Here is a 23,870-nt window from a genome sequence, read left to right on the forward strand (position 1 = left end):
CATACTCATTGAGGCCTTCGTAGTTGTCTACGATTAACTTTCATTAAGATAACGGTGTGGGAGTGGGACCTTACTCGTAGGAACCGAGTTCACACTCGGCGGCCGGACCTGCGTCACAGGCGTATCCGAGGTCGTCGCGACTCGTGACGTTGACAATCTCGAAGTACTTGCCTGCCTCCTGTTCAGACGCCGGGAGGCCCTGGACGACCGGCACGTCGCGCTGTGCCTGATGGTCGCATCCGCGCATGGTCTCTGCGCCCATTCCGCTGTTGTCGTACTCGTAGTCTTCCAGTTGCTTGATGACCTCAGGCGGGTAGAACGTCCCCGCACGCTCGACTGCCGCGGCGTACTGGAGCGTCTGCGCGTACGCGAGCTGTGCCGGACCGGACGGCGTACGGTCGTACTCGGACCGGAACGCCTCGGTGAACTCCTTCGACGGCGTATTGTCGATTTGGGAGTCCCACGCGACGGTTCCGTAGACGCCTTCGATAGCACCTCCCGCCGCCTCCGCCATCGGTCGGTTGTACAGCGGGACGAGAATCTCCATGTCCTCGTCGATACCTGCGTCGACGGCCTGCTGGACGGAGTTCGCACCGTCGAGGCCGTAGTGGTTGAGGATGAGCACGTCCGCACCGGAGTTCTGCGCCTCCGAGAGGTACGTCGAGTAGTCCGTCGTCCCGAGCGGCGTTGCAACGGATTTGATCTGTTCCCAACCAGCAACCTCGGTCATGAACTGCTCCATCGATGCTTGCTGCGTCTGGCCCCAACTGTAGTCGGCGTACAGCTGGTAGAACTTGAGGTCGCTCCCGTAGGCCTCCTTTACGACCGGTGCCAGCGCCTGTCCGGTCATGTAGGCGTTGAACATCTCACGGAAGGAGTAGCGGACACAGTCTTTCCCGGTGGTGTCGTTCGAGTGCGTCAAACAGGCCATGAACATGACCTTCTCGTTTTGACACAGCCCTTGGACCGCAATCGCCACCGCGGACGACGACCCGCCGGAAATCATGATGGCGTTGTCGCGTTCGACCATCCCTGACGCCGACTGTCGTGCCTGGTCGGCGTCGGTCGCTGTGTCGCCGTCGACGTAGTCGATTTCGTAGCCGAGTACGCCGTCTCCGGAGAGGTCGTCGAACTGCGAATCGACCCAGCCGCCCCCGTTGTTGAGATGCTTCACGGCGAGTTGGTACGCCCGGAGTTCGTCTTCACCTTCCGACGCGTACGGTCCGGATTGCGGAACGTTGAATCCGAAAATCGCTTTGTCGCCTTCGATGGGGAAGTTGCCCAATGCGGGGTAGTCGTCTCCCCCGCCGCCATCGCTTCCTCCGCCGCCACCATTGCCACCGCCGTTGCCGCCATCGCCACCGTCGCCGCCGCCGTCGCCAGTACAGCCAGCCAGCCCAGTCAAGCCAGCAGCACCAACAGCCCCGGTCGCCTTCAACACATCTCGCCGATTGAGTGGCTTGGTATCCCGTGCCATGGCACTATCGGTGGATACCTAGTTAATAATTGTTATGTACATACCACCTACAACAATGATAACATATGTCAAAGGTTCCGCGCCATATGGGTATGATAATATTTACCAAGATAAATCATACGTCCTTGGTAATATCTTTTTTACCAATCATTGAGGACTCTAAAACACCGCTGCAGTCCGTTGATTCAGCGGAAATTTGGAGAAGACGGTGGAGAAGTTCCGCTGTCTCCGTCCCGTTCGACTATCCTTCTCCGACCATCCGGCCTTCGTCGTCCCACTCACGCTCCCGCAACTCGTACTTCTGAATCTTTCCGGTCGCAGTCTTTGGGAGTTCGGCGACGAACTCGATTTCCTTCGGAACCTTGTACGTCGCGATGCGGTCCCGGCAGAAGTCGATGAGGGCAGATTCGGTCACACCGGGGTCGTCTGGATTACCGCTCGTCGGGACGACGAACGCCTTCGGCGACTCGCCCCACTCCTCCGATGGGATGGGGATGACTGCGACTTCAGACACCTGCTCGTGGTCGAAGAGCGTATCCTCCAGTTCGATGCTGGAGATGTTCTCGCCGCCGGAGATGATGATGTCTTTCTTGCGGTCCTGAATGCTGATAAAGCCGTTCTCGTCGACGACAGCGAGGTCGCCCATGTGGTAATAGTCTTCTCGTCGCGCGGTGAACGCCTCCTTTGTCTCTTCGGGCTTGTTCCAGTATTTGTCCATCACCTGATTGCCCGCAACGACGATTTCGCCGATAGTCTGGTCGTCCCACGGCACGTCCTCGCCGTCGTCGTCCACGACGCGAACGTCGGTGCCGAGATAACCGATTCCCTGCCGTTTCTTGATAGAAAAGCGGTCGGCGTCACCGTCGAGGAATCGCTTGGCCTCGGAGGTAGTGATGAGCGGCCCCGTCTCGGTCGCTCCGTAAACGTGCATTAGCCGCCAGCCGAACTCGTCTTCGACGGTTCGAATCGTCGCCTCCGGGGGCGCTGCACCGGCCGTCGCCGCCCGAACCGGATTCGCACCGGTCGTCTCGACGCCGCCTTCGTCGCGGTAGTGTTTCATCAGGATGTTAAGAACCGTCGGGGCCGCACAGAGGTACGACACGTCTTCGGTTCGAATCGCGTCGAGAACGTCCTCCGCCTCGACACCCCGTGTACAGACGTGTTTCGCGCCGTGGCCCGTAATCGCGTAGATGTGACCCCAGCCGTTGACGTGGAACATCGGCAGCGTCCAGAGGTACACGTCGTCATCCGAAATCTCCTGATGCATGGAGATGAGGTACGCATGTATCGTCTCGGCACGGTGGGTGCGGCAGACCCCCTTCGGGTCACCGGTTGTCCCCGAGGTGTAATTGATGGTGATGATGTCGTCTTCGGACATCTCCGGGCGGTCATAATCAGTGGACTCGGAAACGACCTCGTCGAAGTCCAACCAGTCGCCGTCTACCTCGGCGGCGTCGTTGGTGATGAACACCTCCGTCGGAACGTCGTCGCGAATCTCCTCTATCTTCTCCGCGAAAGCGTAGTCCGCGTAGATGGCCTTCACGTCGGCATCGCTCAGCATGTATTCGAAGTCGGAGGGGACGAGGCGGTAGTTCAGCGGCATGTGAACCGCACCGACCTGCATCGACCCGTAGGCCGCTTCGAGGTGATAGTGCGTGTTCGGGTCGAGGACTGCTACCCGGTCGCCATTCTCGATGCCGCGCGACTGGAGCGCGGCCGAGAATCCGTCTGCTCGCTCGCCGAGTTCGGCGTAGGAGAACCGTTCGCCTGTCGTCGCCACGACCGCCTCTTCGTCGGCGTAGTACCGACGGGCGCGGTCGAGGAAGTCGGTTACGAGAAGTGGCTTTTCCATACGTACCGATTCCTTCAGTGACATTCGGGATAAATGTGCAGGGTGGTGCCACACCACGTTGTCGTCAGAGACTTCCGATACTTATCTCTCGCGCACCCATGAGTATCGTTCTCACAGGAGCGGACAATACGTCTCGAATCTGCTGGCTAGAAACTATATTTCTACATTGGCTATGCAAGAAAACAACTTATTCGTGGAGCATCTATGGACCATATGGCTCTCTCGGACTACGCCGGCCAGACGCTCGAAAGCGGCGGGGAGACTATCGTTCGCGTCGCGCCGCATCGACTCTGGCGACCCGGTGACGAACGAATCGAACCGTGTGCGTACAGCGGCGAACACATCGACCTCTCGGAGAAACACCTCCTAGTCGTCCTCGAACGAGACGGGGTTCGAGAGCGGTTATACTTCCAAGACGAGGCGTCGCTCTCCGCGTGGGTCGAACAAAAATCGTAACCGGGCCGCGCGCTCGGTGTGGCTACTCGGCTTCCGCCTGCCGCTGAATCTCCTCGACGATTTCGGGATTCCGAAGCGTCGTCGTGTCGCCGAGTTCCTCGCCGTTTGCTATCTCTTCGAGGAGACGGCGCATGATTTTCCCCGACCTGGTCTTCGGCAGTTCAGGCGTGAACAGGACCTGCTCCGGCCGCGCAATCGGTCCGATGGCGTCCTCGACGCCCTTGATGATGCGCTCGCGCATCTTGTCGTCTTCCGCCTGTCCCTCTTCGGTGATGACGTAGGCGTAGACCGCCTCGCCTTTCACCTCGTGGTCGCCGCCAACGACTGCCGCTTCGGCGACGCCCTCGACGCCGACGATGGCAGACTCGATTTCCATCGTTCCGAGGCGGTGCCCAGAGACGTTGATAACGTCGTCGACCCGGCCGAGGATGGTGATGTATCCATCGGCGTCGATTTTTGCGCCGTCTTCGGGGAAATACACCCAGTCTTCGGGGTCGTCGCTGTCGATATCGGAGTACTCACGCCAGTATTCCTGGATGAAGCGCTCGTCGTTCTTGTAGAGCGTGCGGAGCATCCCCGGCCACGGCTTGCCCACCGTGAGATAGCCCGCACGACCGGCATCCACTTCTTTACCGGACGTATCGACGACTTTCGCGTCGACGCCCGGCAACGGCGGTCCGGCCGACCCGGGTTTCATCTTTCCGATGCCCGGTAACGTCGTAATCATCATGCCACCCGTCTCGGTCTGCCACCACGTATCGACGACCGGACACTCCTCGTCGCCGATATGCTTGTAGTACCACTTCCACGCGCGGGGATTGATTGGCTCACCCACCGTCCCGAGGAGGCGAAGACTCGACAGGTCGTGTTTCTCGGGGAACTGACCCCCCCACTTCATGAACGCCCGAATCGCCGTCGGTGCCGTGTAGAAGATGTCCACCGAATACTTCTCGACGAGTTTCCAGAGGCGCGCCCGATTCGGGTAGTCCGGCGTGCCTTCGTACATCACCGTGGTCGTGCCGAGTGCCAGCGGCCCGTAGACGATGTACGAGTGGCCAGTAATCCAGCCGATGTCGGCCGCACACCAGTAGGTGTCTTCCTTCTTGATGTCCAGTACCGAGTGCGAGGTCCACGCCGCATACGACAGATACCCACCGGTGGTGTGCTTGACGCCCTTTGGCTGACCCGTCGTCCCCGACGTGTACATCAAAAAGAGCATGTCTTCGGCATCACGCTGGACCGGGTCCACGCGCTCGCCGCCGTGTTCGGCCAACAGACTGTCCCAGTCGTGTTGGGTGCCGCGGAGTTCGTGGCCGAACCCGTCGTCGCCGAGTCGGTCCACGACGACTGCCGCGTCGACGCCGTGGTCGACGCCGTCGAGTCCCTCGTTTGCCTTGTCGAGGTGGTCGAGTGGGTCGCCGCGGCGGTAGTAGCCGTCACACGTGACGAGGAACCGCGAGTCTGCCGAGTTCATCCGCGTGGCGAGTGCCTCGGCGGAGAATCCGGCGAAGACCACCGAGTGCGGCGCGCCGATGCGGGCGCACGCCAGCATGGCGATTGGCAACTCGGGAATCATCGGCATGTAGAGCGTCACAACGTCGTCTTCTTCGACACCGAGGTCACGCAGCGAGGCGGCGAATTCGTTCACCTCGCGGTAGAGGTCCTGATACGTGTACGTGCGCGTCGTGCCGTGTTCGCCTTCCCACTTGATGGCGACCCGGTTCTTGTCGCCGTTTTCGACGTGCCGGTCGAGACAGTTGTAGGAGGCGTTGAGTTTCCCGCCCGTGAACCACTTGTAGAACGGGGGGTTCGAATCGTCTAACACCTCGTCGTAAGGTGTGTCCCAATCCAACATGGCCGCCGCCTGTTCCCAACACTCCGGCCAGTTCTCTTCGAACTCGTCGTAGATGTTCGGGTCGGAGACGTTCGCCTGCTCGACGAACTCCGCCGACGGTTCGAACTCCGCTTGCTCCACCAACCGTGCCTCGAGTTCTCCATCTCCGTCACCTTCTACCATAGTACATGGTGACTAGCACCATCCTACATGATAAATCTATGTAATAACTCCGTCGTCGGGCGATTTTCACGCTGAGACGAATCTTTGTGCCGGGGTCGACGAGGCGGAGAAAAGACGGGGCGGTGGGAGGATGTTATGAGAGCGTGGCGAAACCGCAACGAGTGAGAAACCGTGGTGTGGTGTTGTGCGGCGTGGCGTCGTGTGGTGTTGTGCGGCGTGGCGCGGCGTTACATCACGCCGATGGTCTCACGGTACGTGCCGTACTCTTCGGCGAACACGTCCATGATTTCGCCCATCGTAACGTATGTCTTGACCGCCTCAACGAGGACGGGCATGACGTTCTCGCCGTTTTCGACCGCCTCGCGAAGGTCGTCGAGCGCCGCTTCGACCGCTTCGTCGTCGCGTTCTTCTTTGACCGAGTTGAGGCGAGCAAGTTGGCGGTCCTGCACTTCGTCTTCGACGTGCAGCAGGTCGGGCCGGGTGTCATCGTCGGAGGTGTACTTGTTGACACCGACGACGATTTCCTCACCGTCTTCGACGCGCGACTGATACTCGAAGGACGCATCGCTGATTTCGCGGTGGAAGTAGCCCTCTTCGATACCGGCGAGGACGCCGTCGCGAACCGACCCGTCGCCCATCTCGCGAATCTCTTCGATGTATGCCATCGCCTCTTCTTCCACCTCGTTGGTGAGTTTCTCGATGAAGAAGCTCCCGCCGAGGGGGTCGATAACGTCGGCCGCGCCGGATTCCTCGGCGATAATCTGCTGCGTCCGGAGCGCGACGGTGACCGCCTCCTCCGAAGGGAGCGCCAGTGCCTCGTCGTAGCTGTTCGTGTGCAGCGACTGCGTCCCGCCGAGGACGCCAGCGAGCGCCTGAATCGTCACGCGGACGATGTTGTTGAGCGGTTGTTGTGCGGTCAGCGACTGCCCGGCCGTCTGGGTGTGGAACTTCAGTTGCTTCGAGCGCTCGTCTTCGGCACCGTACCACTCGGACATCACGTGGTGGTAGATGCGACGGGCGGCGCGGAACTTCGCCACCTCCTCGAAGATGGAGTTGTGGGAGTTGAAGAAAAACGAGAGTTGCGGCGCGAACTCGTCGATGTCGAGGCCGCGGTCCATCGCGTCTTCGACGTAGGCGAAGCCGTCAGCGAGGGTGAAGGCCAGTTCCTGAATCGCCGTCGAACCCGCCTCACGGATGTGGTATCCGGAGATAGAGATGGGGCGGATTCGAGGTGTCTCGTCGGCGGCGAACTCGATGGTGTCGGTGACGAGTTTCAGCGAGGGTTCCGGCGGGATGACCCACTCTTTCTGCGCGATGAACTCCTTCAGCATGTCGTTCTGGAAGGTCCCGCCGATTTGGTCGCGGGAGACGCCGCGATTGTCGGCGAGGGCGACGTACATGGCGTAGACGACCGGCGCGGAGGGGTTGATGGTAAACGACGTGGTGACTTCGCCGATATCGATGCCATCGAAGAGAACCTCCATGTCGCGCAGGGTGTCCACCGCCACACCCTCCTTCCCGACTTCGCCGTCTGAAAGCGGGTCGTCGGAGTCTTTGCCCATCAGCGAGGGCATGTCGAACGCGGTCGAAAGCCCAGTCTGGCCGTTCTCGATGAGGTAGTGGAAACGCTCGTTCGTCTCTTCGGCCGTGCCGAATCCGGCGAACTGGCGCATGGTCCACGTCCGACCGCGATACATCGTCGGATACACGCCACGCGTGTATGGCGATTCGCCCGGGAACCCGAGGTCCTCCTCGTAATCGAAGTCTGCGATGTCCTCGGGGGTGTAGAGGTCGTCGACCTCGTGGTTCGAGACGGTCGCAAACCGGTCTTTCCGCTCGCCACCCTTTTCGAGGAAGGTGTCGCGCGTCTCAGACTCCCACTCTTCGCGAGCCTCTCGAATCGATTCGAGGTCCTCGTCGTCGTACATGTGCGTGAAGTTGTATGGACGATGATTAAGGATTCGGGTCGAAGACGGCCAACTTCGACGGCCAGACCATCGCACCTATCACTCCTCACTCCCCTACGGGGCACTAACACTCGATGGCGTTCGTAACCCCCTCTGCGACGCGGTGGGCCGCTGGCGTCGCCGCACTCGTGCTCGTCCTCGCGAGTGTTTCCTTCGTCATCCCCGCGTCGGGCACCGTTTCGCCCGTCCCGTTCGACGATACGGTGAAGACCGGCGGGACCGCAGTCGACGTGGAGCAAGCCAAGACCGACGGCTTCGAGATGCCGGTCGCACAGGCACACTTCTCCCAGTATCGCTACGTCATCGGCTACTACAGCGTCGGAACCGCCGCGAGGGACCTCACTTCCCCCGAGAGCGCCCGCCAGTTCGGCGACCCGCTCGCGGTGTTCGTCACAGACTACGCCACCGTCTCGCCGACCCTCGACGACGAGGACTATCTCCGGGCTGAACACAACCGTCAACCCGGGTGGGTCGAGGTGTCAGACGCGGTGTTCGTCGTCGATTCGGACGCCCGTGTTCCATCAGGGCCGATTGTCGTCCCCTTCTCCGACCCTGCCGCTGCACAGTCGTTCACCGACGAGTACGGCGGCACCGTCGTCGATTGGGCGACCCTCCGCGAGCGTTCTGAGAGTTCGCTCACCGCGCGACTCGACGCCTTCGAGTCGTCGGTCGACGCCCACCACGACTGGGCCGACCAGACCACTGCTGCACGTGAACCGCTGTTCGACCGTCCAGTCTCGACTGTCGTCGGCGAGGACGCACCGACCATCGAGGCGGCCGTCGAATCCGCGCCCGAGGGAACCGCAGTCTACGTGCCGCCGGGCAACTACTCCGTCGATAGAATCGACGTGAATCGGTCGATTACGCTCGTCGGTGCCGGGAACGCGACACGCCTCGTCGGTGACGGGAACGGAACCGTAGTCCACGTCCGGGCCGACGAAGCGGCAGTCGGGAATCTCTCGATTTCTGGCGTCGGCGACGTTGGCACCCGCCGCATCCGGGCGACGAACGAGTCGGTCGATTGGGACACGCGCGTCCAACTCGCCTACGGCCGCGGGGACGCCGGACTCGTCCTCGACGGGGCCAACAACTCGGCCATCCGGAGTGTCACCATCGACACGCCCGCAAGCGGCGTCATCGTCCTCGAGAGCGCTGACAGCGTACTCGATGACCTCACCGTCCGCGGTGCCGAGGTGCCCTCCGAGGGCTTCATGGGCGTCGTCCTTATCGGTGAGTCGTCGGTCGTCCAACACTCGACGTTCCTCGACGGACGAGACGGTATCTACACCCACCGCGCCGACGGGAGCGTCATCAGAGACAACCACATGGAACGCGGCCGGTACGCTGTCCACGAGATGTACACCTCGGACGTCCTCGTCGCCGACAACGTCGCCCGGGATATGCGAATCGGGATTATCATCATGACGCGACCCATCGGCAACCTCGTGGTCGGAAACGACGTGCGCGACTCGGACTTCGGGTTCATCCCGGCCGGGAGCAACACCTACGTCGCCGACAACGTATTCGCCAACAACGAGTACGGCATGGACGTCAGCGGCGACCGACAGGTGTACACGCGAAACGTCGTCGTCGGAAACGACATCGGCGTCCGCGGCAGTTCGACGTTCCCGACGAACGTCGTCGTCAGGAACGACATCGTCGGAAACGATGTGCAGGTCGAATCGGCACTTGGCCCGATGCGGACGTGGACGACGGACGGCGAGGGGAACTACTGGGGCAACCTGCCACTCGCCGACGAGGATGGGGACGGCGCGTACGACCGGGCATTCCAACCTTCCGGGCCGGTGGACGCTGACCTCGGCCGCCATCCGGCGGCGCTCGTACTGTCTCGGTCGCCCGTGATGGACGCCCTCCGCACCGCCCGCGACGAAGTCGCTGGCCTCCGTGGGTCGGGCGTCGTCGACGCGGCACCGCGAACAGAACCCGTTCGCCCCGAGACGGTAGGCAGTTTGAACACGGAAGACGAGACGAACGCGACCGGAGCCACGAACGTGACGGAGAACTCCAATGTCTGACAGAGAGAGAATCGCCCGCGAAGTCGCATCCGAGGGAGACACGACCGACGCATCCAAACCCGAAGTCACCGACGCATCCGAACCCGAAGCCGCCGACGCATCCAAACCCGAAGTCACCGACGCATCCGAACCCGAAGCCGCCGAATTCGCAATCGACGCGTCCGGACTCACGCACGCCTTCGGCGACGTAGCCGTCTTCGACGACCTATCACTGTCAGTCTCGCCGGGCGAAATCGTCGCTCTCGTCGGCCCGAACGGGTCGGGGAAGACGACGCTGCTCCAATTCCTCACCAAAGTTCGCGCTCCCGACGAAGGGACCGTCGCCGTCGGTGTGGGGGACCGAACTCGCGTCGGCTATCTTCCGCAACAACCCGAGTTCCGCGAGGGCTTCACCGCAGCAGACACGCTCCGATTCTACGCGCAGTTTGTCGAAGAAGACGTGGACATCGGCGATACGCTCGACCGAGTCGGGCTCAGCGGGGCGATGGACCGCCGCGTCGAAGCCCTCTCAGGCGGGATGACGCGACTGCTCGGCCTCGGGCGGGCACTCATCGGCGACCCGGCCGTCCTCATCCTCGACGAACCCGCGAGCGGCCTCGACCCCGGGATGGTCGAACGCCTCTTCGAAATCGTCTCGGACCTCGCCGACGAGGGTGTGGCCGTGATTCTCTCGTCGCACAACCTCGGGCCAGTCGAACGGACGGCAGACCGCGTCGTCATCCTCGACGGCGGGGAGTTCGTCGCAACTGGGTCGCCGAAAGAGTTAGTCGATTCTGTCGAGGCGGCCGACCTCCAGACTGCGTTCGGAAGACTCGTTTCGACCGACGAGGTGGATGGCCGATGAGCGACGTGGACAACCCCACGAGCACCGTCAGCGACCTCTTTGCTATCGCAGCGCGGGAACTCCGAACCGTCGTGCGGACGCCCGCAGTCGTCGCGCTCTCGGTCGTGTTCGCCCTGACTATCGTCGGCGTTGCCGCCGCGGGGTCGGGTGCACGCGGTGGGTACGTTCCCCTCGCGCTCGACTTGCTCCCGTTCGTCGAGGCGCTCGTCCCGCTTCTCGGCTTCGCCCTCTGTTACCGTGCGGTGCTTTCGGACCGTCGAACCGGCGAGTTGGGCGTGTTGCGGACGTTTGGCGTCTCCCGGCCCGCCTACGTCGGCGGCGTCTTCCTCGGACGGAGCCTCGCACTCGTCGCCGTCGTCTTCGGGTCGCTCCTCGTCGCGGCGCTCACTGTCCCCGTGTTGTCGCCGCCGGACCCGACGTTCCTCGCCATCAACGAGGCGGCCGACTCGCCCGTCGCGTTCGCCCGCTTTACGGTCCTCACGGTTGTGTTCGCGCTCTCGACCGCATCGGTCGCGCTCGCCGTCTCCGCCGCAGCACGGACGGCCCGGCAGGCAATCGCCCTCGCTGTCGGTTTGCTCGTCGCCTTCGTCGTCGGCGTCGACGCCGCGGCAGTCGCCGGACTCGCAGCCGGGCGGTTCGGCATCGACGCTGTTCCGTTCCTGCTCGCGTTGAGCCCGAACGGCGCGTTTCGGTCGCTCGTGTTCGGCGTGGCCGTCGAAACAGGACAGGCGACGACGCCGCTGGTGTCGCTTCTGGGACTCGGCGGCTGGCTCGCGGGGGCGCTCTTCGTGGCAGTGGTGGCGGCGTGGAAGCCGGTAGAATAAGACCGCGGCGGGGGAAAACGCTTAGCCGAAGTTCTCGACCTTCGCCGCGTCGGCATCGCCGCCCGCGGCTTCGATAGCATCGGTGGCGGCTTCGGCGAACCCGGCGAATCCGTAGACGAACACCTGTTCTCCCTCGGCACCGGTCAGCGCGTCCGCGACTTGGTCCGCAAGGTCGGCCTCGTCGTCGGTGACGATTACACTCGCGCCCTCCTCGCGGAGCGCGTCGAGGCGGTCCTCGTGCGCGGGCGTGTCATCAACGTAGACGACCGCGGCCTCGTTGCCGTCGGCGCGCGCGGCCTCCGCGATGCCGACCGCCGGGCCGACGCCGGGGCCGCCTGCGAGGACGACCACGCGCGCGTCGCCGTCGTAGTAGCTGTTTCCGAACGGCCCCGAGAGGTCGATGTCGTCGCCCGCGGCGAGCGATTCGAGGTGGTGGCTGAAGGGGCCGCCCTCCTCGGGGTCGATGCCGACGGTGACTTCGAACGTGTCTGTCACGCCCGGCGAAGAGAGGGTATAAAAGCGCGCGTACGACTCGCCGTCGATGGTTGCGGAGAGCTTTACGAACTGCCCCGGTTCGGCCTCGAACTCGTCCGGTGTCTCGAACTCGATAGCGACCGTGTCGGGTCCAACGTCGCGGACTGCGGCGACGGTGACGGTTGCATCCATGCGGCCCGGTTGGACGCAGGGTCACAAGGGCCTTGCCTTCGTTAATTCATCAATAAGTTATAATGTATCGAAGAACCTGCCATACTTGCCGCGAGAGTCCCGAATACGAGATAATTGGACATTTGTCCACCGAATGGCGAGACAGTGCCGATTCGGCTTACTGGAACTATCGAAATGTACACTCACAAGGCCGCTAAAGCGGGTATTCGTTTATGTATTCGAGTGGCGTTTCACACAAATTTTCAGAAGGCTTTTGACCCGGCTACGGGTAGGTTTCAGTCAGCATGCCAGCGGACTTCAACTGGGCCATCGGCGGCGAGGCTGGCGATGGCATCGACTCCACGGGGAAGATTTTCGCTCAGGCACTCTCCCGGGCTGGACGACACGTGTTCACCTCTAAGGATTTCGCTTCGCGAATCCGCGGCGGGTACACTGCGTACAAGGTTCGGACTGCCATCGACCCCGTACAGAGCGTCGTCGACCGACTCGACGTGCTCATCGCACTGACGCAACGAACTATCGACGAAAACCTCGACGAACTCCACGAGGGTTCGGTCATCATCTACGACGGCGACCGTTCGACGATGGCCGATGTCGAGATTCCCGAGGGGATGATCGGGCTGGACGTTCCCCTTCAGGCACTCGCAGAGGAAGCAGGCGGCGCAATCATGCGCAACGTCGTTGCGCTGGGTGCGGCGTGCGCCGTCACTGACTTCCCCATCGAGAACCTCGACAGCGCGCTCAAGAAGCGCTTCGGCGGCAAGGGCGAGGCAATCGTCGAGAACAACAAGGAAGCGGCCCGCGCGGGACTCGAATACGTCCACGAGGAGTTCGACCACGAGTTCGACTACGACCTCGACACGACGGACAACGACTACGTCCTGCTCAACGGCGACCAGGCCATCGGTATGGGTGCCATCGCCGCTGGCTGCCGCTTCTACGCTGGCTACCCCATCACGCCCGCAACGAACGTGATGGAATACCTCACCGGACGCATCGAACGCTACGGTGGGCACGTCGTACAGGCGGAAGACGAACTGGCGGCCATCAACCTCGCGCTCGGTGCGGCACGCGCCGGTGCGCGGTCGATGACGGCCACGTCCGGTCCGGGTATCGACCTCATGACCGAGACGTTCGGTCTCGTCGCAACCTCCGAGACGCCGCTTGTCATCGTCGACGTGATGCGCTCGGGTCCCTCGACCGGGATGCCGACCAAGCAGGAACAGGGCGACCTGAACATGATGCTCTACGGCGGCCACGGCGAGGTTCCGCGCTTTGTCGTCGCCCCGACGAGCATCGACGAGTGTTTCTGGAAGACCGTCGAGGCGTTCAACTTCGCCGAGAAGTATCAGGTGCCGGTCTACGTCGCGGCCGACCTCGCGATGGCCGTCACGGAACAGACGTTCCCGCCGGAAGCGTTCGACATGGACGAAGTCGAAATCGACCGCGGCAAGGTCGTCGACGACGACTCCATCGACGAGTGGCTCGACGACAAGGGTCGATTCCAGCCGCACGCGCTCACCGACGACGGCATCAGTCCGCGCGCCTTCCCCGGTACGGACCAGGGTGCGCACATGTCGACCGGTCTCGAACACGACGAACTCGGTCGCCGGACCGAAGACACCGAGATGCGCATCAAGCAGGTCGACAAGCGCGACCGCAAGGTCGAGACCGCGAAGGACGACGAAGACCTCTCGCCGCGCGAGTTCGGTAACTCCGACTCCGACACGCTCGTCATCTCGTGGGGCTCCAACGAGGGCGCGATGATCGAAGCCATAGACTTCCTCGAAGAGGATGGCATCGACGTGCGCTTCCTCTCTGTCCCGTACATCTTCCCGCGGCCCGACCTCAGCGAGGACATCGAGGCGGCCGACGAAGTCATCGTCGTCGAGTGTAACGCGACCGGTCAGTTCGCCAACGTCATCGAACACGACACGTTAACCCGTGTCAAGCGCATCAACAAATACAACGGCGTCCGCTACAAGGCGGACGAACTGGCAGACAGAATCAAAGCCACCCTCGAATCCGAGGAGGTTTCCGCATGAGCTCCGACGTTCGCTTCACCGACTTCAAATCCGACAAGCAACCGACCTGGTGTCCCGGCTGTGGGGACTTCGGGACGATGAACGGCATCATGAAGGCGCTGGCCAACTCCGGCAACGACCCCGACAACACGTTCGTGGTCGCCGGTATCGGCTGTTCCGGCAAAATCGGGACGTACATGCACTCGTACGCCATCCACGGCGTCCACGGGCGCGCGCTCCCCGTCGCCGCCGGTGTCAAACTCGCCAACCCCGACCTGACTGTCGTCGCCGCCGGTGGCGACGGTGACGGGTACTCGATTGGTGCGGGTCACTTCATCCACGCCGTCCGCCGTAACGTCGACATGGCCTACACGGTCATGGACAACCGCATCTACGGACTGACCAAGGGGCAGGCGTCGCCCACGTCGCGCGAGGACTTCGAGACCTCGACGACCCCCGAGGGCTCAAAGCAGCCCCCGGTCAACCCGCTCGCGCTCGCGCTGGCCGCCGGTGGCACGTTCATTGCGCAGTCGTTCGCGACGGACCACAAGCGTCACGCCGAAATCGTCCAGAAGGCCATCGAGCACGACGGCTTCGGCTTCGTGAACGTGTTCAGTCCGTGTGTCACGTTCAACGACGTGGACACCTACGACTACTTCCGCGACAACCTCGTGGACCTCGCAGACACCGACCACGACCCGTCCGACTACGACACCGCCAAGGACAAGATTCTCGACTCCTCGAAGGAGTACGAGGGCATCATCTATCAGGACGAGAGTTCGGTTTCCTACGACCAGAAGTTCGGCGTCACCGAAAACATGTCCGACATCCCGTCGGGCGCGCCCGACGACGCCATGGACCTCGTTCGCGAGTTCTACTAACTCGCGCCGACTCGTCCACTCACTCGGCCGGCCTACGCCGACCCACCTACTTCGACCATTCTTTCGACCGTTCCCGGATGTTCGACAGCACCCGCTAACTCGACGATAGCGTCTCGCTCGTTCACGTCCGCGCCGTGAACAGCAACGACGACGATTACGTCGCCGTCGTGTTCGACCGTCGCAAGGTGGATACGAACGTCCACGGTGCCGCCCTCGTGCGGCACCGTCTCTCCGTCGACGGTCGTCTCACCGGGTTCGACGACGACAGTGGCCGCATAGGTAACAAGCTCCGCCTCCGTGCCGAGCATCGTCACAGGTTGTGCATCGACTTCACGCAGACCATTGACCTCGGAGATGTTCCCGAGCGTCTGCGCGTCCGTGAGAAGGTCGAGACCGGCCCTTACCAGTTCGCGGTTCCCGAGGCTCGCAAGCGGGTTGACCGACTGTCCGACAACCTCCACGTTCGGCGACGAGATGACCGCGAGACCGGTCACGGCGTCGTCGGCAGTCGTTTTCGAATAGCCGGAAACCCACACTTCGGCCCCGACGGTTCGTGAGACCGGGCCGATACCGACGCGCTGTGAGAGCGGGACGAGGGTGGTGTTTCCATGGACATATCCGTGGGCTTCGTACGCTGCCGCCGGAATCGTCGCGGGCTCTGCGGAGAATGTCGCGCCGCCGAGGCACCCCGAGAGAACGACGACGAACGCGAGAGCGATGGCTGACCGTGCGTGGTGCATGCTAGCTAGAGGCGCTCTACGGACATGAAGAGACACACTTCTCGGAGATGGGTGGCCGCGGTGAGAAGCCAGTCAGTCTCTGTCCCTCTATTCAATCGGCTCCTCGACGATGTCAACGGTGAGCCGATATCGCGTCCCGCATTCCAGACAACGCGCATCGTCCGACTCGATGAGTTCCGTGACGAGTACCTCGCCGAACTCGCAGTTGGGACACTCGTAGACGAGTGAATCGCCCGCGATTCGATGCGCGAATGCGTTCGTGTTCTCCTCGGTTAGTGGCTCGGACGTTGTCGACATCTCTGAAACACCCACATGTGTGTTAGCATAGGACATGAAAAACTGTATCGGCGTACTGGCCATCACGTTCGTCCGTCGGACCGGCCACCGAAGGCGGAAAACGAGTACCCTTCCGGAATTCCTTTTCAACTCGCTCCCGTCGTGCCTCCTATGTCAGAACAGGCGCTATCCGTCGAGAGCGTGCCGACAGCCAACGGGATGCCGATGTTAGGTCTCGGGACGTGGGAAAACACGGACCCCGAAGCGTGCGCCAACGCGGTGAAGACGGCGCTCGAGATGGGATATCGTCACATCGACACGGCGCAGATTTACGGTAACGAAGCGGAAGTCGGCGCGGGCATCGCCGCCGCCGACGTGCCGCGTGAAGATATCTTCCTCGCGACCAAGGTCTGGATCAACGAACTCGGGCACGACGACGTTATCGAGAGCACGAAGGAGAGTCTCGATAAACTCGGCGTCGATTACGTCGACCTCCTGTACATCCACTGGCCCGCCCGTGCGTACGACCCCGACGAGACGCTCTCGGCCTTCGACGAACTCGTCGAACAGGGCCTCACGAAGCGCGTCGGCGTCTCCAATTTCGAACCCGAGCAGGTCCGCGAGGCCGTCGAACGCTCTGACGCCGGTATCTTCGCGAACCAAATCGAACTGCACCCACTCCACCAGCAGGACGAACTCCGCGAGGTCTGCGCCGAAGCGGGCGTCGAAATCGTCGCGTACTCGCCGCTCGCCCGCGGGACGGTGTTCGGCGTGGACGTCCTCTCCGATATCGCCGAGAAACACGACGTGAGCGAAGCGCAGGTGTCGCTCGCGTGGCTTCGGGAAAAGGGCGTCACGGCCATCCCGAAGGCGACGGGCGAGGCGCACATCCGCGACAACTGGAAGTCGCTCGCCCTCGACCTCGACGACGAGGATATCGAGGCTATCGACGCCATCGAGCGCGCCGACCGCCGCGTCGACCCCGACTTCGCACCCTGGTAGCGACCGACGAGAAGACCGCGAGACCGTCGTCTTTCTCCGTCCGCCGAACGCGTTTCGAACCGTACCCCGGAGCCGTAACCGATTTGTCACCAGCGTTCCGACGGATTGCTATGGAATTCACCCTTCCAACGACAGTCGCACTGCTCGTCGGTCTCGTCGTTCTCGGCACGGCGGCGCTCATCGGGATGGGCGCGATGGCGACGAGCACCGTCTTGATGATGGTGACGCCGGCGATGCTCGTGTTCGGCGCTGTCAGCCTCGCTATCGGCGTCAAACACGGTGAGTACCGCGCCGGAAACTGACGAGGCCTATCCTTCGTTTCGGCCGTCGACCACGTCTTCGAGCGTCTCGTCCGAGACGGTCGCCGAGATGCGAACGCCAACGAAACTGATGACGATACCCGCGAAGATGAACATCGCCAGTCGTTGAATCGGCGAGAGTTCGACCTCACCAAGCAGGACGAGGTGTGCGAGTTCACCCTGCCGTTCGAGGAGGAATCCGGCGAAGCCCCGAACCACCAGTCCGATGGCGATGACACCGAACGGGAGGTTCATGTAGGACGTAGAGATGGTGTCGCTGCCGATGACTTCGTCGAGGAGTCGCCCGGCGCTGGCGGTGAGCGCGGCGAGCGCCAACCACGGAACGCTGTTGTAGACGAACAGAAGCGACGGGACCAGCACTTCGTCGCCAGCGACGCCGAGCGTCCGAATCGACAGCGCGCCGAGGAACAGTCCCACGATAGCCAGTCCCGCTGCAACTGCGTAGGTGACGACGGACACCTGCCCGGAGTACAGCGCATCACGCGCTCGTTCGGGCGCGTTCGACAGGAACTCGTCGATGGCCAGTCCCTTGTAGAGGAAGACCGCACCGAGAAGCGCCGCCAGCCCTGCCATTGCGACCGCTGGTGTGAACTGGACGAGGAGAAGCGGCACGAGGAGCAACCCGACGCCGAGGGGGACGAGAACCGTCGACCGTAACTCCTCGTCGGCGAGGAACTGCTTGAGGAGGTAGTACGTCGATTCGATGTCGTGGGCCTGCCTGACGACCACGCGGTCGACCGCATCCACGCGGAGGCGGCTTTCGACCACGGGAACCAGTCGTTCGTCCTCTGCGCTGTCGATGACGACGATGGTCGATTCCACGTCGTACCGCTCGACCAACTCGTCGAGTTGTTGCGCAACCGCCCTGTCTGCACCGACCGCCGAGTCGCTCGACCCGGAGATGACCGCGACTTCCGCCGACTCGCGCTCGTCTCGGAGTTCGCGGGTGACACGCAGGGCTTCGAGGAGACAGTTGACACTCGAATCCTCCGGGTCGGCGAGACCGACCTCCGTGACGAGCGACCGAACCGCTTCCCATCCGACGACAGGCGTCGAGAGCCCCGTCTTCCGGCCGATGTCATTCGTCCGGTCGACACAGAGGACGAGCGTTGTCACGTGGAACCAAAATGCGACCGGGGGCTAAAAACCCTCCCGGTTGTCAAAATCTGAATGTGAATCCGTCGTCTGCATCGAGGGTCGAAGCGACCCCTGCACCGAACGAGTACGCGACGCGTTCGGCACTGCCGCGAAGTCGCGCCATGAGCCCTGCCTGCGGCGTGAACTCCTCGACTGTCACTTCGTCGCGGTCGAGAAGGGCTGCGAGTCTGTCTTCTACGTCCGCTCTGGTCCCGAGTTCGTCCACGAGACCGATGGCACTCGCCTCTTCACCGAGGTAGACGCGCGCCTCTGTCTCCCGAATCGTCTCCGGGTCCATCTCGCGGCCCTCGGCGACTGTCTCGACGAAGTCGTCGTAGTAGTCGTCGATGAGTCCCTGAAGGTACTCGCGTTCGTCGTCGGTCGGTTCCTTCAGAACGTTCCCGGCGTCTTTGTACTTCCCGGCGGCGAACCGCTCGTAGGTGATGCCGAGTCGGTCGGCGAGTTCCGACGCGTTGACCGACGACCCGATGACGCCAATCGACCCGACGACGCTCGCGTCGTGGCTCCAGAGTTCGTCACACCCGCTTGCAATCCAGTAGCCGCCGGAGGCGCACACGTCTGTCGCGTACGCGACCGTGGGGCCGTCGAACTCCGCTGCGGCCCGTCGGATGTCGTCGCTCGGGAGGACTTCGCCGCCCGGTGTGTTGAGTTTGAGAAGCAGGGCTTCGGCGTGTGTGTCCTCGCTGGCGGCGTCTATCTGTTCGACGATGTCGTCGGCGGGCGTGCCGATAGCGCCACCCGGAATCGGTCCACGGCCGCCGTCACGAGTAATCGGTCCCTCGACAGCGACTTCGGCAACGTCGTACGAGGGAAACGCCGCGTTGGCGATTCGGCCACCGAGTTGAATCGCGGCGACGACCGTCGCGATAACTAAGAGGACGCCGAGGAGGTCCGTGAGGTCGGCTGGGATGTCGAAGAAGATGAACCAGCTGACGACTGCCGCGACGACTGCTACGACGAGGACGATGCCGAGTTGAAGGACACGAGTGAGTCTCTCGGACACGGTGAATCACGTAGCCGACGCTCGGGGCGCAGTCGCCTTAAAAACAGGGTCGTCGCAGACGCGACGAAGAGAGAGAAAACCGAACCGGGTTTAGAGAAGTCCAGCCTTCTGGAGCTTCATCAGGTCCTCGGTTTCGAGCGTCTCGCCTTCCTTGAACTTCTGGTAGATCTCCTCTGCCTCGGCCTTGGCGGCTTCGCGTTCCTCGGCACGGGAGTCCTTGCGCTGACGCTCTTCCTTCTTGTCCAGTTCGCGGAGACGCTTCTGGACGCGGACGAAGTCCTCGTGGTGACGGTCGGCGGCTTCCTGGGCTTCGACGAAGAGTTCGTGCATCTCGTCGGCCTTGTCACGGATGTCGTCGGCCTCGCGGTAGGCCTCGATCATCTGGTTGTGGTGCTCCTGTGCGTCGTCTGCCAGCTCAGTCACCTTCTGGTGGTGCTGGGACGCTTCGGAGCGGACTTCTTCGGCTTCGGCGATGAGTTCTTCGAGGTCACCGCTTTCTTCTACCTTGTCCTTCTTCTGACGAAGTTCCTCACGCTTGTTCTCGATTTTCTCGATAAGCTCGCGCTCATCTTCTGTCGAGAGAACTTCGGTCTGCTGGCGGAACTCGAGTTGCTCGATCTCCTCTTTGAGCTCGTCGATGTCTTTGCCGTCGTCGAGCTCGAGGTCGCTTTTCATCTCGTCGACCTCGTCGAACAGCTCGTTGGCCTTCGCGTTGAGCTCGTTGCGCTTCTGCTTGTGTTCCTGCACCGCAGCGTTCATCTCGTCACGCTGCTCGCGGTGCTTCTGCGCCTCGTCGACCTTCTCGCGAGTCATCGCGTTGAGGTCGTCGCGCTTGGAGGCGCGCTCAGAAGCCATCTGGTTCAGCTCGTTACGTCGGTCGCGAAGTTGACCGGCGAGTTTGATGAGTTCTCCCTTCGAGCCGCTCTCGAGTTTTTCTTCGGGGAGATCGATGTTGTTCGTTTCTGCGAGTTCCTGTACGTCGAATTCTTCTAGCACTTCCTGCTTCGTTACCATTGGTTAATCAAGCCTCGATACCATCACCACTCCGTGCGTGGCGGCTGCTCTTTGGAGTGCGACCGACCGTGGATAAGAATTCCCGATCATTCTGCGTGCTATGCCGCCGGAACGCCGGAGGCGCTCAGGTATATGCTCATACAAGCGTCGAAGTAATAAGTACTTCGGTGCGAAAACGCGTGAAAACAGTTACCACACCGCTTCTCGCGCCGAAATCCACTATGATAGGTAGTCCCATACCAATATATAAAGGATGATGTGAACCGAGGGGGCTAAACCTCGGCGAGACAGACGAGGGACCATGAGAGAAACCCTTCGCGCCATCGGCCACGAACACGTCAGCGCCGAACACGCGAGTACGTTCGAGGTGACTTCCGACGATTGGCTCACACCTGCCGGTGACTGCATCCTCGCTATCGAGGCGGACCGCACGCCCGCAGACTTCGACGACGCGTTCGTCGAGGCGTGCCAGTCCCACGACGCGACCATCGAGGTGACGGTCGAAGTCGAAGTAGATTCGGGCGCGCACGCGTACGAGCAAACTGTCGCCGGACGCGGCCACCCCGAACTCTCCTTCGAGGGCGACAGGAGCATCGTCTTCCGGACGAGCGACTACGTAGACGACAGAACCGGAATGGTTGGTGCGGAACACGCTGCTTCGGGGTTCGACCGTGAACTCGTCGAGGCCCTCACGGACGGGGCAGCGCTGACGCTCACCATCGAAGTGGAATAGACGGTCTCTCGAAGCGGAAGAGTCAGTACCGCCGCCACAGGCGGTCTCACTGGTAGCCGAGGTCGACTACCCACTCTTTGGTGACGGCCTGTTCGACGGAGTCCTGTTCAGTCTCGCTCTCGGTTCCGCGTACGATGTTCCGCCCCGTAGCACCGCTGTCAGACCGCTTATACTCTCAGAGTCGCAACTGGCACCCATGCCCGACGAACCCGACGAGAACATCAGCGGTGGCCCCGGCGGCGGGGGGCGAGAAGTCGCGTTCGACCTGTCGGAGTCGGAGACGACACGGGCGGCCGTCGTCGTCGACCGACTCGGCGACCTGTACTGGCGAAAAGCCTACGGCGGACAGGGAGGATTCGAGTGTCTCGTCCGCACGATTCTCAGCCAGAACACGAGCGATAAGGCCAGCCAACCCGCCCACGACGAACTCATGGCCCGATTCAGCGGCGGCGACCTCGCGGAATCGCTCGCCGCGGCCGACCGCGAGGCGCTCGTCGATGCGATTCGCTCCGCGGGACTGTACAATCAGAAATCGAAACTCATCATCGGCGTCGCCGAGGAGGTGCTGGCGGACTTCGGAAGCGAAGCCGACTTCGACCGGTACGTTCGCAAGGCTGACCCCGCGGCAGTTCGAGAGCGACTCCTAGAGATGAACGGCGTCGGGCCGAAGACTGCCGACTGCGTCCTGTTGTTCGCCGGTGGGCGAGGCGGTGTGTTCCCCGTCGATACGCACGTCCACCGCATCGCGCGCCGCATCGGTCTCGCCCCCGCCGATGCGGACCACGAAGGCGTCCGTGAACACCTCGAACGTGACGTTCCGGCCGAAGCGTGTGGCTTCGGCCACACAGCGATGATACAGTTCGGACGTGAGTACTGTACGGCCCGTAAGCCCGCGTGTCTGGATGGTCCCGAAGCCTGCCCGATGGCCGATGTGTGCGCACAAGTTGGCGTGTCTCCCGAGACTGGCGACGTGTTCGACCCTGCTGACGTTCGGGAGTAAGTGAGAACCGAGGACAGACGGCAAATTGTCCTTGTCACTCGCCGATGTCGGTTCGCATGATGTCGTATTCGGCGGTCAGTTGGTCTCTGGCTTCCTGCAGGTTTTCGCGGAGCGTTTCAGTCTGGTCTCGAAGGTTCTCGTGGTCACGGAGTAACCGCTGGTATATGTCTCGTTCCTCTCTGACAGCCAGCAGTTCGTCTCGGTACTCGGAGAGCAACGGATGCTGGTTCGGATAAGACTGTTCAGCGATGTCTGGCTCTGTGAGTTCAATCAGGTCGCGCGCTAACTGTGTGCAATGTTCTTCGTCGAAGTCACTGAACACACCTGCAGTCCACCACTCCGCTAACTCAGATTGCTGCGTCTCCATCCACTGGCGAGCACCTTTCACGGTCTCGTGGACGCCCTCTCCGTCGTCGGGGACGTCTTCGTTCGCGACCCTAATATTGGTCTGAAGCGTCCACGAGAGTGCCTCTATCGCGTCTTGACGCGTGTCGTGGTATTCCGATATCAGTTCGTTACACTCGGCTACGTCTTCGGTGAAGTCAGAGTAGACGGTTCGAACGTCGAAGGCGTGTTTCCGATTAGGGACGGGTACGCTGGCCACCGAAAGGAACGCTCGCGGTTGGTCGTTCGCTTCGGGTGTATCGAGCATCTGCGCATTCTCTTTCACTCGGTCGAGAGTCGGAGCTATCGTCTCTTCGACTATCTCGTGAATAACGGGTCGCTTTCGGTCTTTTCTTCCTTCGACGACCAGTGACTGCGTGTAGATGACGTACAAAAACGTGATGACGACCAGAATGGCGGTGTTGAACGCACTCGCTGTAGCACTAGATACGTAGTTGAGGTAGCTAAGTGCGGGAAGCGATAGTGCAACCACCCCCACGACTGCGATTGCGACCCACTTCTTGTTCCCACTCCGCGAATGTTCCAGATTCATGGTTTGTCGACCCCCTTGGTAACTCCCTGAAGCGACGTTGGCGGCGTCAGCAACAGAGTTTGTTCGTGAGACAGGGTGACCCTACCCCACTTTGTCAAATATACTACACCATCACGCATAAATGCTGGTTACGGGACGATAAACAGTACACTGGACCGAGGCACATGCGCAAAATCAGCCGGACAGGGTGTAACTCACCGACGCAGCCGGTCAACACTCCTTCGTCTGTAGTCCCTTCACGGGCGACCCGTCGTCCTCGTAGCTCGAATCGATACCGGAGTCTGCGAACATCGGCAGGTCGAACGAGAAGTCGTAGACGACGCTGAAGCGGGTGAAGGGATTCGAGAGGAACTCCGTCACCGGGCCAACCCCGTCGAAGACCACGCCCGCGCGGAGTTGGATGATAGACTGGTTGTTGGCGTCACCGGATGCTTCGAGACCGAACCCACCGGCACCGCCGAGGTTCTCGAAGAGCGAGGTAAAGACGACGATGTTGAGTCCGTTCTCCTCTCCACCGGAGTCAAGCCGGTGTCCCTCTCCGGGGAAACACGGAGACGTTGTGTTCGCGGCGGCAACGGGCGTCGAAGCCACCGAGAGCAGAAGGGTCACCACCACAAGGAGGCGAAACGCGGTGTACATACGC

General features: G+C 62.0%; 22 protein-coding genes. 10 read left to right on the forward strand and 12 right to left on the reverse strand.

Annotation, left to right across the window (positions count from 1 at the left end):
* Positions 1-70: 70 nt before the first annotated feature.
* Together ACH9L7_RS08425 and ACH9L7_RS08430 are read right to left on the reverse strand one after the other, a co-directional pair.
* On the reverse strand, positions 71-1,477 hold the full coding sequence (locus ACH9L7_RS08425) for an ABC transporter substrate-binding protein (protein ID WP_396610277.1): 1,407 nt from the start codon (positions 1,475-1,477) through the stop codon (positions 71-73).
* Between the two features lie 241 nt (positions 1,478-1,718).
* Entirely contained in the window at positions 1,719-3,329 is a 1,611-nt protein-coding gene (locus ACH9L7_RS08430; RefSeq protein ID WP_396610278.1) for a long-chain-fatty-acid--CoA ligase, read from the reverse strand.
* A 213-nt stretch (positions 3,330-3,542) separates the two neighbouring features.
* On the opposite strand from ACH9L7_RS08430, the gene ACH9L7_RS08435 reads away from it, so the two are divergent.
* Positions 3,543-3,785 (forward strand): hypothetical protein, encoded by a 243-nt coding sequence (locus ACH9L7_RS08435; RefSeq protein ID WP_396613248.1) that lies wholly within the window; start codon positions 3,543-3,545, stop codon positions 3,783-3,785.
* 22 nt (positions 3,786-3,807) lie between these two features.
* Here ACH9L7_RS08435 and acs read toward each other — a convergent pair whose 3' ends face one another.
* Both acs and ACH9L7_RS08445 read right to left on the reverse strand, forming a co-directional pair.
* The gene (acs, locus tag ACH9L7_RS08440) at positions 3,808-5,802 is read right to left on the reverse strand and encodes an acetate--CoA ligase (protein ID WP_396610279.1); all 1,995 of its coding nucleotides are present in this window, start codon (positions 5,800-5,802) and stop codon (positions 3,808-3,810) included.
* Between the two features lie 227 nt (positions 5,803-6,029).
* Positions 6,030-7,730, reverse strand: a complete 1,701-nt coding sequence (locus ACH9L7_RS08445) for a methylmalonyl-CoA mutase (protein ID WP_396610280.1) — start codon at positions 7,728-7,730, stop codon at positions 6,030-6,032.
* A 113-nt stretch (positions 7,731-7,843) separates the two neighbouring features.
* On the opposite strand from ACH9L7_RS08445, the gene ACH9L7_RS08450 reads away from it, so the two are divergent.
* Genes ACH9L7_RS08450 through ACH9L7_RS08460 form a run of 3 tightly spaced genes read left to right on the forward strand, consistent with a single transcriptional unit; the run spans position 7,844 to position 11,473 of the window.
* A complete protein-coding gene (locus ACH9L7_RS08450) occupies positions 7,844-9,805 on the forward strand; it encodes a NosD domain-containing protein (RefSeq protein WP_396610281.1) in 1,962 nt (653 codons plus the stop codon).
* Positions 9,798-10,649, forward strand: coding sequence for an ABC transporter ATP-binding protein (locus ACH9L7_RS08455; protein ID WP_396610282.1), 852 nt, complete (start codon positions 9,798-9,800; stop codon positions 10,647-10,649). Before ACH9L7_RS08450 ends, ACH9L7_RS08455 begins: the two co-directional genes overlap by 8 nt.
* Positions 10,646-11,473, forward strand: coding sequence for an ABC transporter permease (locus tag ACH9L7_RS08460; protein WP_396610283.1), 828 nt, complete (start codon positions 10,646-10,648; stop codon positions 11,471-11,473). The genes ACH9L7_RS08455 and ACH9L7_RS08460 overlap by 4 nt, the downstream gene beginning before the upstream one ends.
* Before the next feature lie 21 nt (positions 11,474-11,494).
* Here ACH9L7_RS08460 and ACH9L7_RS08465 read toward each other — a convergent pair whose 3' ends face one another.
* A complete protein-coding gene (locus tag ACH9L7_RS08465) occupies positions 11,495-12,139 on the reverse strand; it encodes an FAD-dependent oxidoreductase (protein ID WP_396610284.1) in 645 nt (214 codons plus the stop codon).
* 284 nt (positions 12,140-12,423) lie between these two features.
* On the opposite strand from ACH9L7_RS08465, the gene ACH9L7_RS08470 reads away from it, so the two are divergent.
* On the forward strand, positions 12,424-14,184 hold the full coding sequence (locus ACH9L7_RS08470; RefSeq protein WP_396610285.1) for a 2-oxoacid:acceptor oxidoreductase subunit alpha: 1,761 nt from the start codon (positions 12,424-12,426) through the stop codon (positions 14,182-14,184).
* Complete coding sequence (locus ACH9L7_RS08475; protein WP_396610286.1) at positions 14,181-15,044, forward strand: 2-oxoacid:ferredoxin oxidoreductase subunit beta; 864 nt, start codon at positions 14,181-14,183, stop codon at positions 15,042-15,044. The genes ACH9L7_RS08470 and ACH9L7_RS08475 overlap by 4 nt, the downstream gene beginning before the upstream one ends.
* A 32-nt stretch (positions 15,045-15,076) precedes the next feature.
* Here the strand turns inward: ACH9L7_RS08475 and ACH9L7_RS08480 are convergent, their stop codons facing one another.
* Together ACH9L7_RS08480 and ACH9L7_RS08485 are read right to left on the reverse strand one after the other, a co-directional pair.
* On the reverse strand, positions 15,077-15,784 hold the full coding sequence (locus ACH9L7_RS08480) for a DUF6517 family protein (protein WP_396610287.1): 708 nt from the start codon (positions 15,782-15,784) through the stop codon (positions 15,077-15,079).
* Positions 15,785-15,871: 87 nt separating this feature from the next.
* The gene (locus tag ACH9L7_RS08485) at positions 15,872-16,081 is read right to left on the reverse strand and encodes a hypothetical protein (protein ID WP_396610288.1); all 210 of its coding nucleotides are present in this window, start codon (positions 16,079-16,081) and stop codon (positions 15,872-15,874) included.
* Positions 16,082-16,279: 198 nt separating this feature from the next.
* On the opposite strand from ACH9L7_RS08485, the gene ACH9L7_RS08490 reads away from it, so the two are divergent.
* Entirely contained in the window at positions 16,280-17,062 is a 783-nt protein-coding gene (locus ACH9L7_RS08490; protein ID WP_396613249.1) for an aldo/keto reductase, read from the forward strand.
* A gap of 110 nt (positions 17,063-17,172) precedes the next feature.
* A complete protein-coding gene (locus tag ACH9L7_RS08495) occupies positions 17,173-17,364 on the forward strand; it encodes a hypothetical protein (protein WP_396610289.1) in 192 nt (63 codons plus the stop codon).
* A gap of 6 nt (positions 17,365-17,370) precedes the next feature.
* On the opposite strand, the gene ACH9L7_RS08500 is transcribed toward ACH9L7_RS08495, so the two are convergent.
* The 3 genes from ACH9L7_RS08500 to ACH9L7_RS08510 all read right to left on the reverse strand — a co-directional run bounded on the left by ACH9L7_RS08500 (position 17,371) and on the right by ACH9L7_RS08510 (position 20,557).
* The gene (locus ACH9L7_RS08500) at positions 17,371-18,498 is read right to left on the reverse strand and encodes a DUF373 family protein (protein ID WP_396610290.1); all 1,128 of its coding nucleotides are present in this window, start codon (positions 18,496-18,498) and stop codon (positions 17,371-17,373) included.
* Positions 18,499-18,541: 43 nt separating this feature from the next.
* Positions 18,542-19,543, reverse strand: a complete 1,002-nt coding sequence (gene sppA, locus ACH9L7_RS08505) for a signal peptide peptidase SppA (RefSeq protein WP_396610291.1) — start codon at positions 19,541-19,543, stop codon at positions 18,542-18,544.
* Between the two features lie 90 nt (positions 19,544-19,633).
* Entirely contained in the window at positions 19,634-20,557 is a 924-nt protein-coding gene (locus ACH9L7_RS08510) for a coiled-coil protein (RefSeq protein WP_396610292.1), read from the reverse strand.
* A 301-nt stretch (positions 20,558-20,858) separates the two neighbouring features.
* Here ACH9L7_RS08510 and ACH9L7_RS08515 point away from each other — a divergent pair, with 301 nt between their 5' ends.
* Together ACH9L7_RS08515 and nth are read left to right on the forward strand one after the other, a co-directional pair.
* Positions 20,859-21,290 (forward strand): DUF371 domain-containing protein, encoded by a 432-nt coding sequence (locus ACH9L7_RS08515; protein WP_396610293.1) that lies wholly within the window; start codon positions 20,859-20,861, stop codon positions 21,288-21,290.
* A 196-nt stretch (positions 21,291-21,486) separates the two neighbouring features.
* Positions 21,487-22,290, forward strand: a complete 804-nt coding sequence (nth, locus tag ACH9L7_RS08520; protein WP_396610294.1) for an endonuclease III domain-containing protein — start codon at positions 21,487-21,489, stop codon at positions 22,288-22,290.
* Between the two features lie 34 nt (positions 22,291-22,324).
* Here the strand turns inward: nth and ACH9L7_RS08525 are convergent, their stop codons facing one another.
* Complete coding sequence (locus ACH9L7_RS08525; protein ID WP_396610295.1) at positions 22,325-23,227, reverse strand: hypothetical protein; 903 nt, start codon at positions 23,225-23,227, stop codon at positions 22,325-22,327.
* Positions 23,228-23,437: 210 nt separating this feature from the next.
* The gene (locus tag ACH9L7_RS08530; RefSeq protein ID WP_396610296.1) at positions 23,438-23,866 is read right to left on the reverse strand and encodes a hypothetical protein; all 429 of its coding nucleotides are present in this window, start codon (positions 23,864-23,866) and stop codon (positions 23,438-23,440) included.
* Positions 23,867-23,870 lie beyond the last annotated feature (4 nt).

This window comes from Haloferax sp. S1W (genome assembly GCF_044593955.1).
In the GTDB taxonomy this organism is placed as follows: domain Archaea; phylum Halobacteriota; class Halobacteria; order Halobacteriales; family Haloferacaceae; genus Haloferax.

Bases quoted from the DNA above. Each gene is read 5' to 3' on its own strand.
- ACH9L7_RS08430 (WP_396610278.1), bottom strand. From the start codon at position 3,329: ATGGAAAAGCCACTTCTCGTAACCGACTTCCTCGACCGCGCCCGTCGG.
- ACH9L7_RS08480 (WP_396610287.1), bottom strand. From the start codon at position 15,784: ATGCACCACGCACGGTCAGCCATCGCTCTCGCGTTCGTCGTCGTTCTC.
- nth (WP_396610294.1), top strand. From the start codon at position 21,487: ATGCCCGACGAACCCGACGAGAACATCAGCGGTGGCCCCGGCGGCGGG.
- ACH9L7_RS08495 (WP_396610289.1), top strand. From the start codon at position 17,173: ATGGAATTCACCCTTCCAACGACAGTCGCACTGCTCGTCGGTCTCGTC.
- ACH9L7_RS08485 (WP_396610288.1), bottom strand. From the start codon at position 16,081: ATGTCGACAACGTCCGAGCCACTAACCGAGGAGAACACGAACGCATTC.
- ACH9L7_RS08525 (WP_396610295.1), bottom strand. From the start codon at position 23,227: ATGAATCTGGAACATTCGCGGAGTGGGAACAAGAAGTGGGTCGCAATC.
- ACH9L7_RS08460 (WP_396610283.1), top strand. From the start codon at position 10,646: ATGAGCGACGTGGACAACCCCACGAGCACCGTCAGCGACCTCTTTGCT.
- ACH9L7_RS08470 (WP_396610285.1), top strand. From the start codon at position 12,424: ATGCCAGCGGACTTCAACTGGGCCATCGGCGGCGAGGCTGGCGATGGC.
- ACH9L7_RS08490 (WP_396613249.1), top strand. From the start codon at position 16,280: ATGCCGATGTTAGGTCTCGGGACGTGGGAAAACACGGACCCCGAAGCG.
- ACH9L7_RS08465 (WP_396610284.1), bottom strand. From the start codon at position 12,139: ATGGATGCAACCGTCACCGTCGCCGCAGTCCGCGACGTTGGACCCGAC.
- ACH9L7_RS08530 (WP_396610296.1), bottom strand. From the start codon at position 23,866: ATGTACACCGCGTTTCGCCTCCTTGTGGTGGTGACCCTTCTGCTCTCG.
- ACH9L7_RS08475 (WP_396610286.1), top strand. From the start codon at position 14,181: ATGAGCTCCGACGTTCGCTTCACCGACTTCAAATCCGACAAGCAACCG.
- ACH9L7_RS08450 (WP_396610281.1), top strand. From the start codon at position 7,844: ATGGCGTTCGTAACCCCCTCTGCGACGCGGTGGGCCGCTGGCGTCGCC.
- ACH9L7_RS08510 (WP_396610292.1), bottom strand. From the start codon at position 20,557: ATGGTAACGAAGCAGGAAGTGCTAGAAGAATTCGACGTACAGGAACTC.
- ACH9L7_RS08425 (WP_396610277.1), bottom strand. From the start codon at position 1,477: ATGGCACGGGATACCAAGCCACTCAATCGGCGAGATGTGTTGAAGGCG.
- ACH9L7_RS08445 (WP_396610280.1), bottom strand. From the start codon at position 7,730: ATGTACGACGACGAGGACCTCGAATCGATTCGAGAGGCTCGCGAAGAG.
- ACH9L7_RS08435 (WP_396613248.1), top strand. From the start codon at position 3,543: ATGGCTCTCTCGGACTACGCCGGCCAGACGCTCGAAAGCGGCGGGGAG.
- acs (WP_396610279.1), bottom strand. From the start codon at position 5,802: ATGGTAGAAGGTGACGGAGATGGAGAACTCGAGGCACGGTTGGTGGAG.
- ACH9L7_RS08515 (WP_396610293.1), top strand. From the start codon at position 20,859: ATGAGAGAAACCCTTCGCGCCATCGGCCACGAACACGTCAGCGCCGAA.
- ACH9L7_RS08455 (WP_396610282.1), top strand. From the start codon at position 9,798: ATGTCTGACAGAGAGAGAATCGCCCGCGAAGTCGCATCCGAGGGAGAC.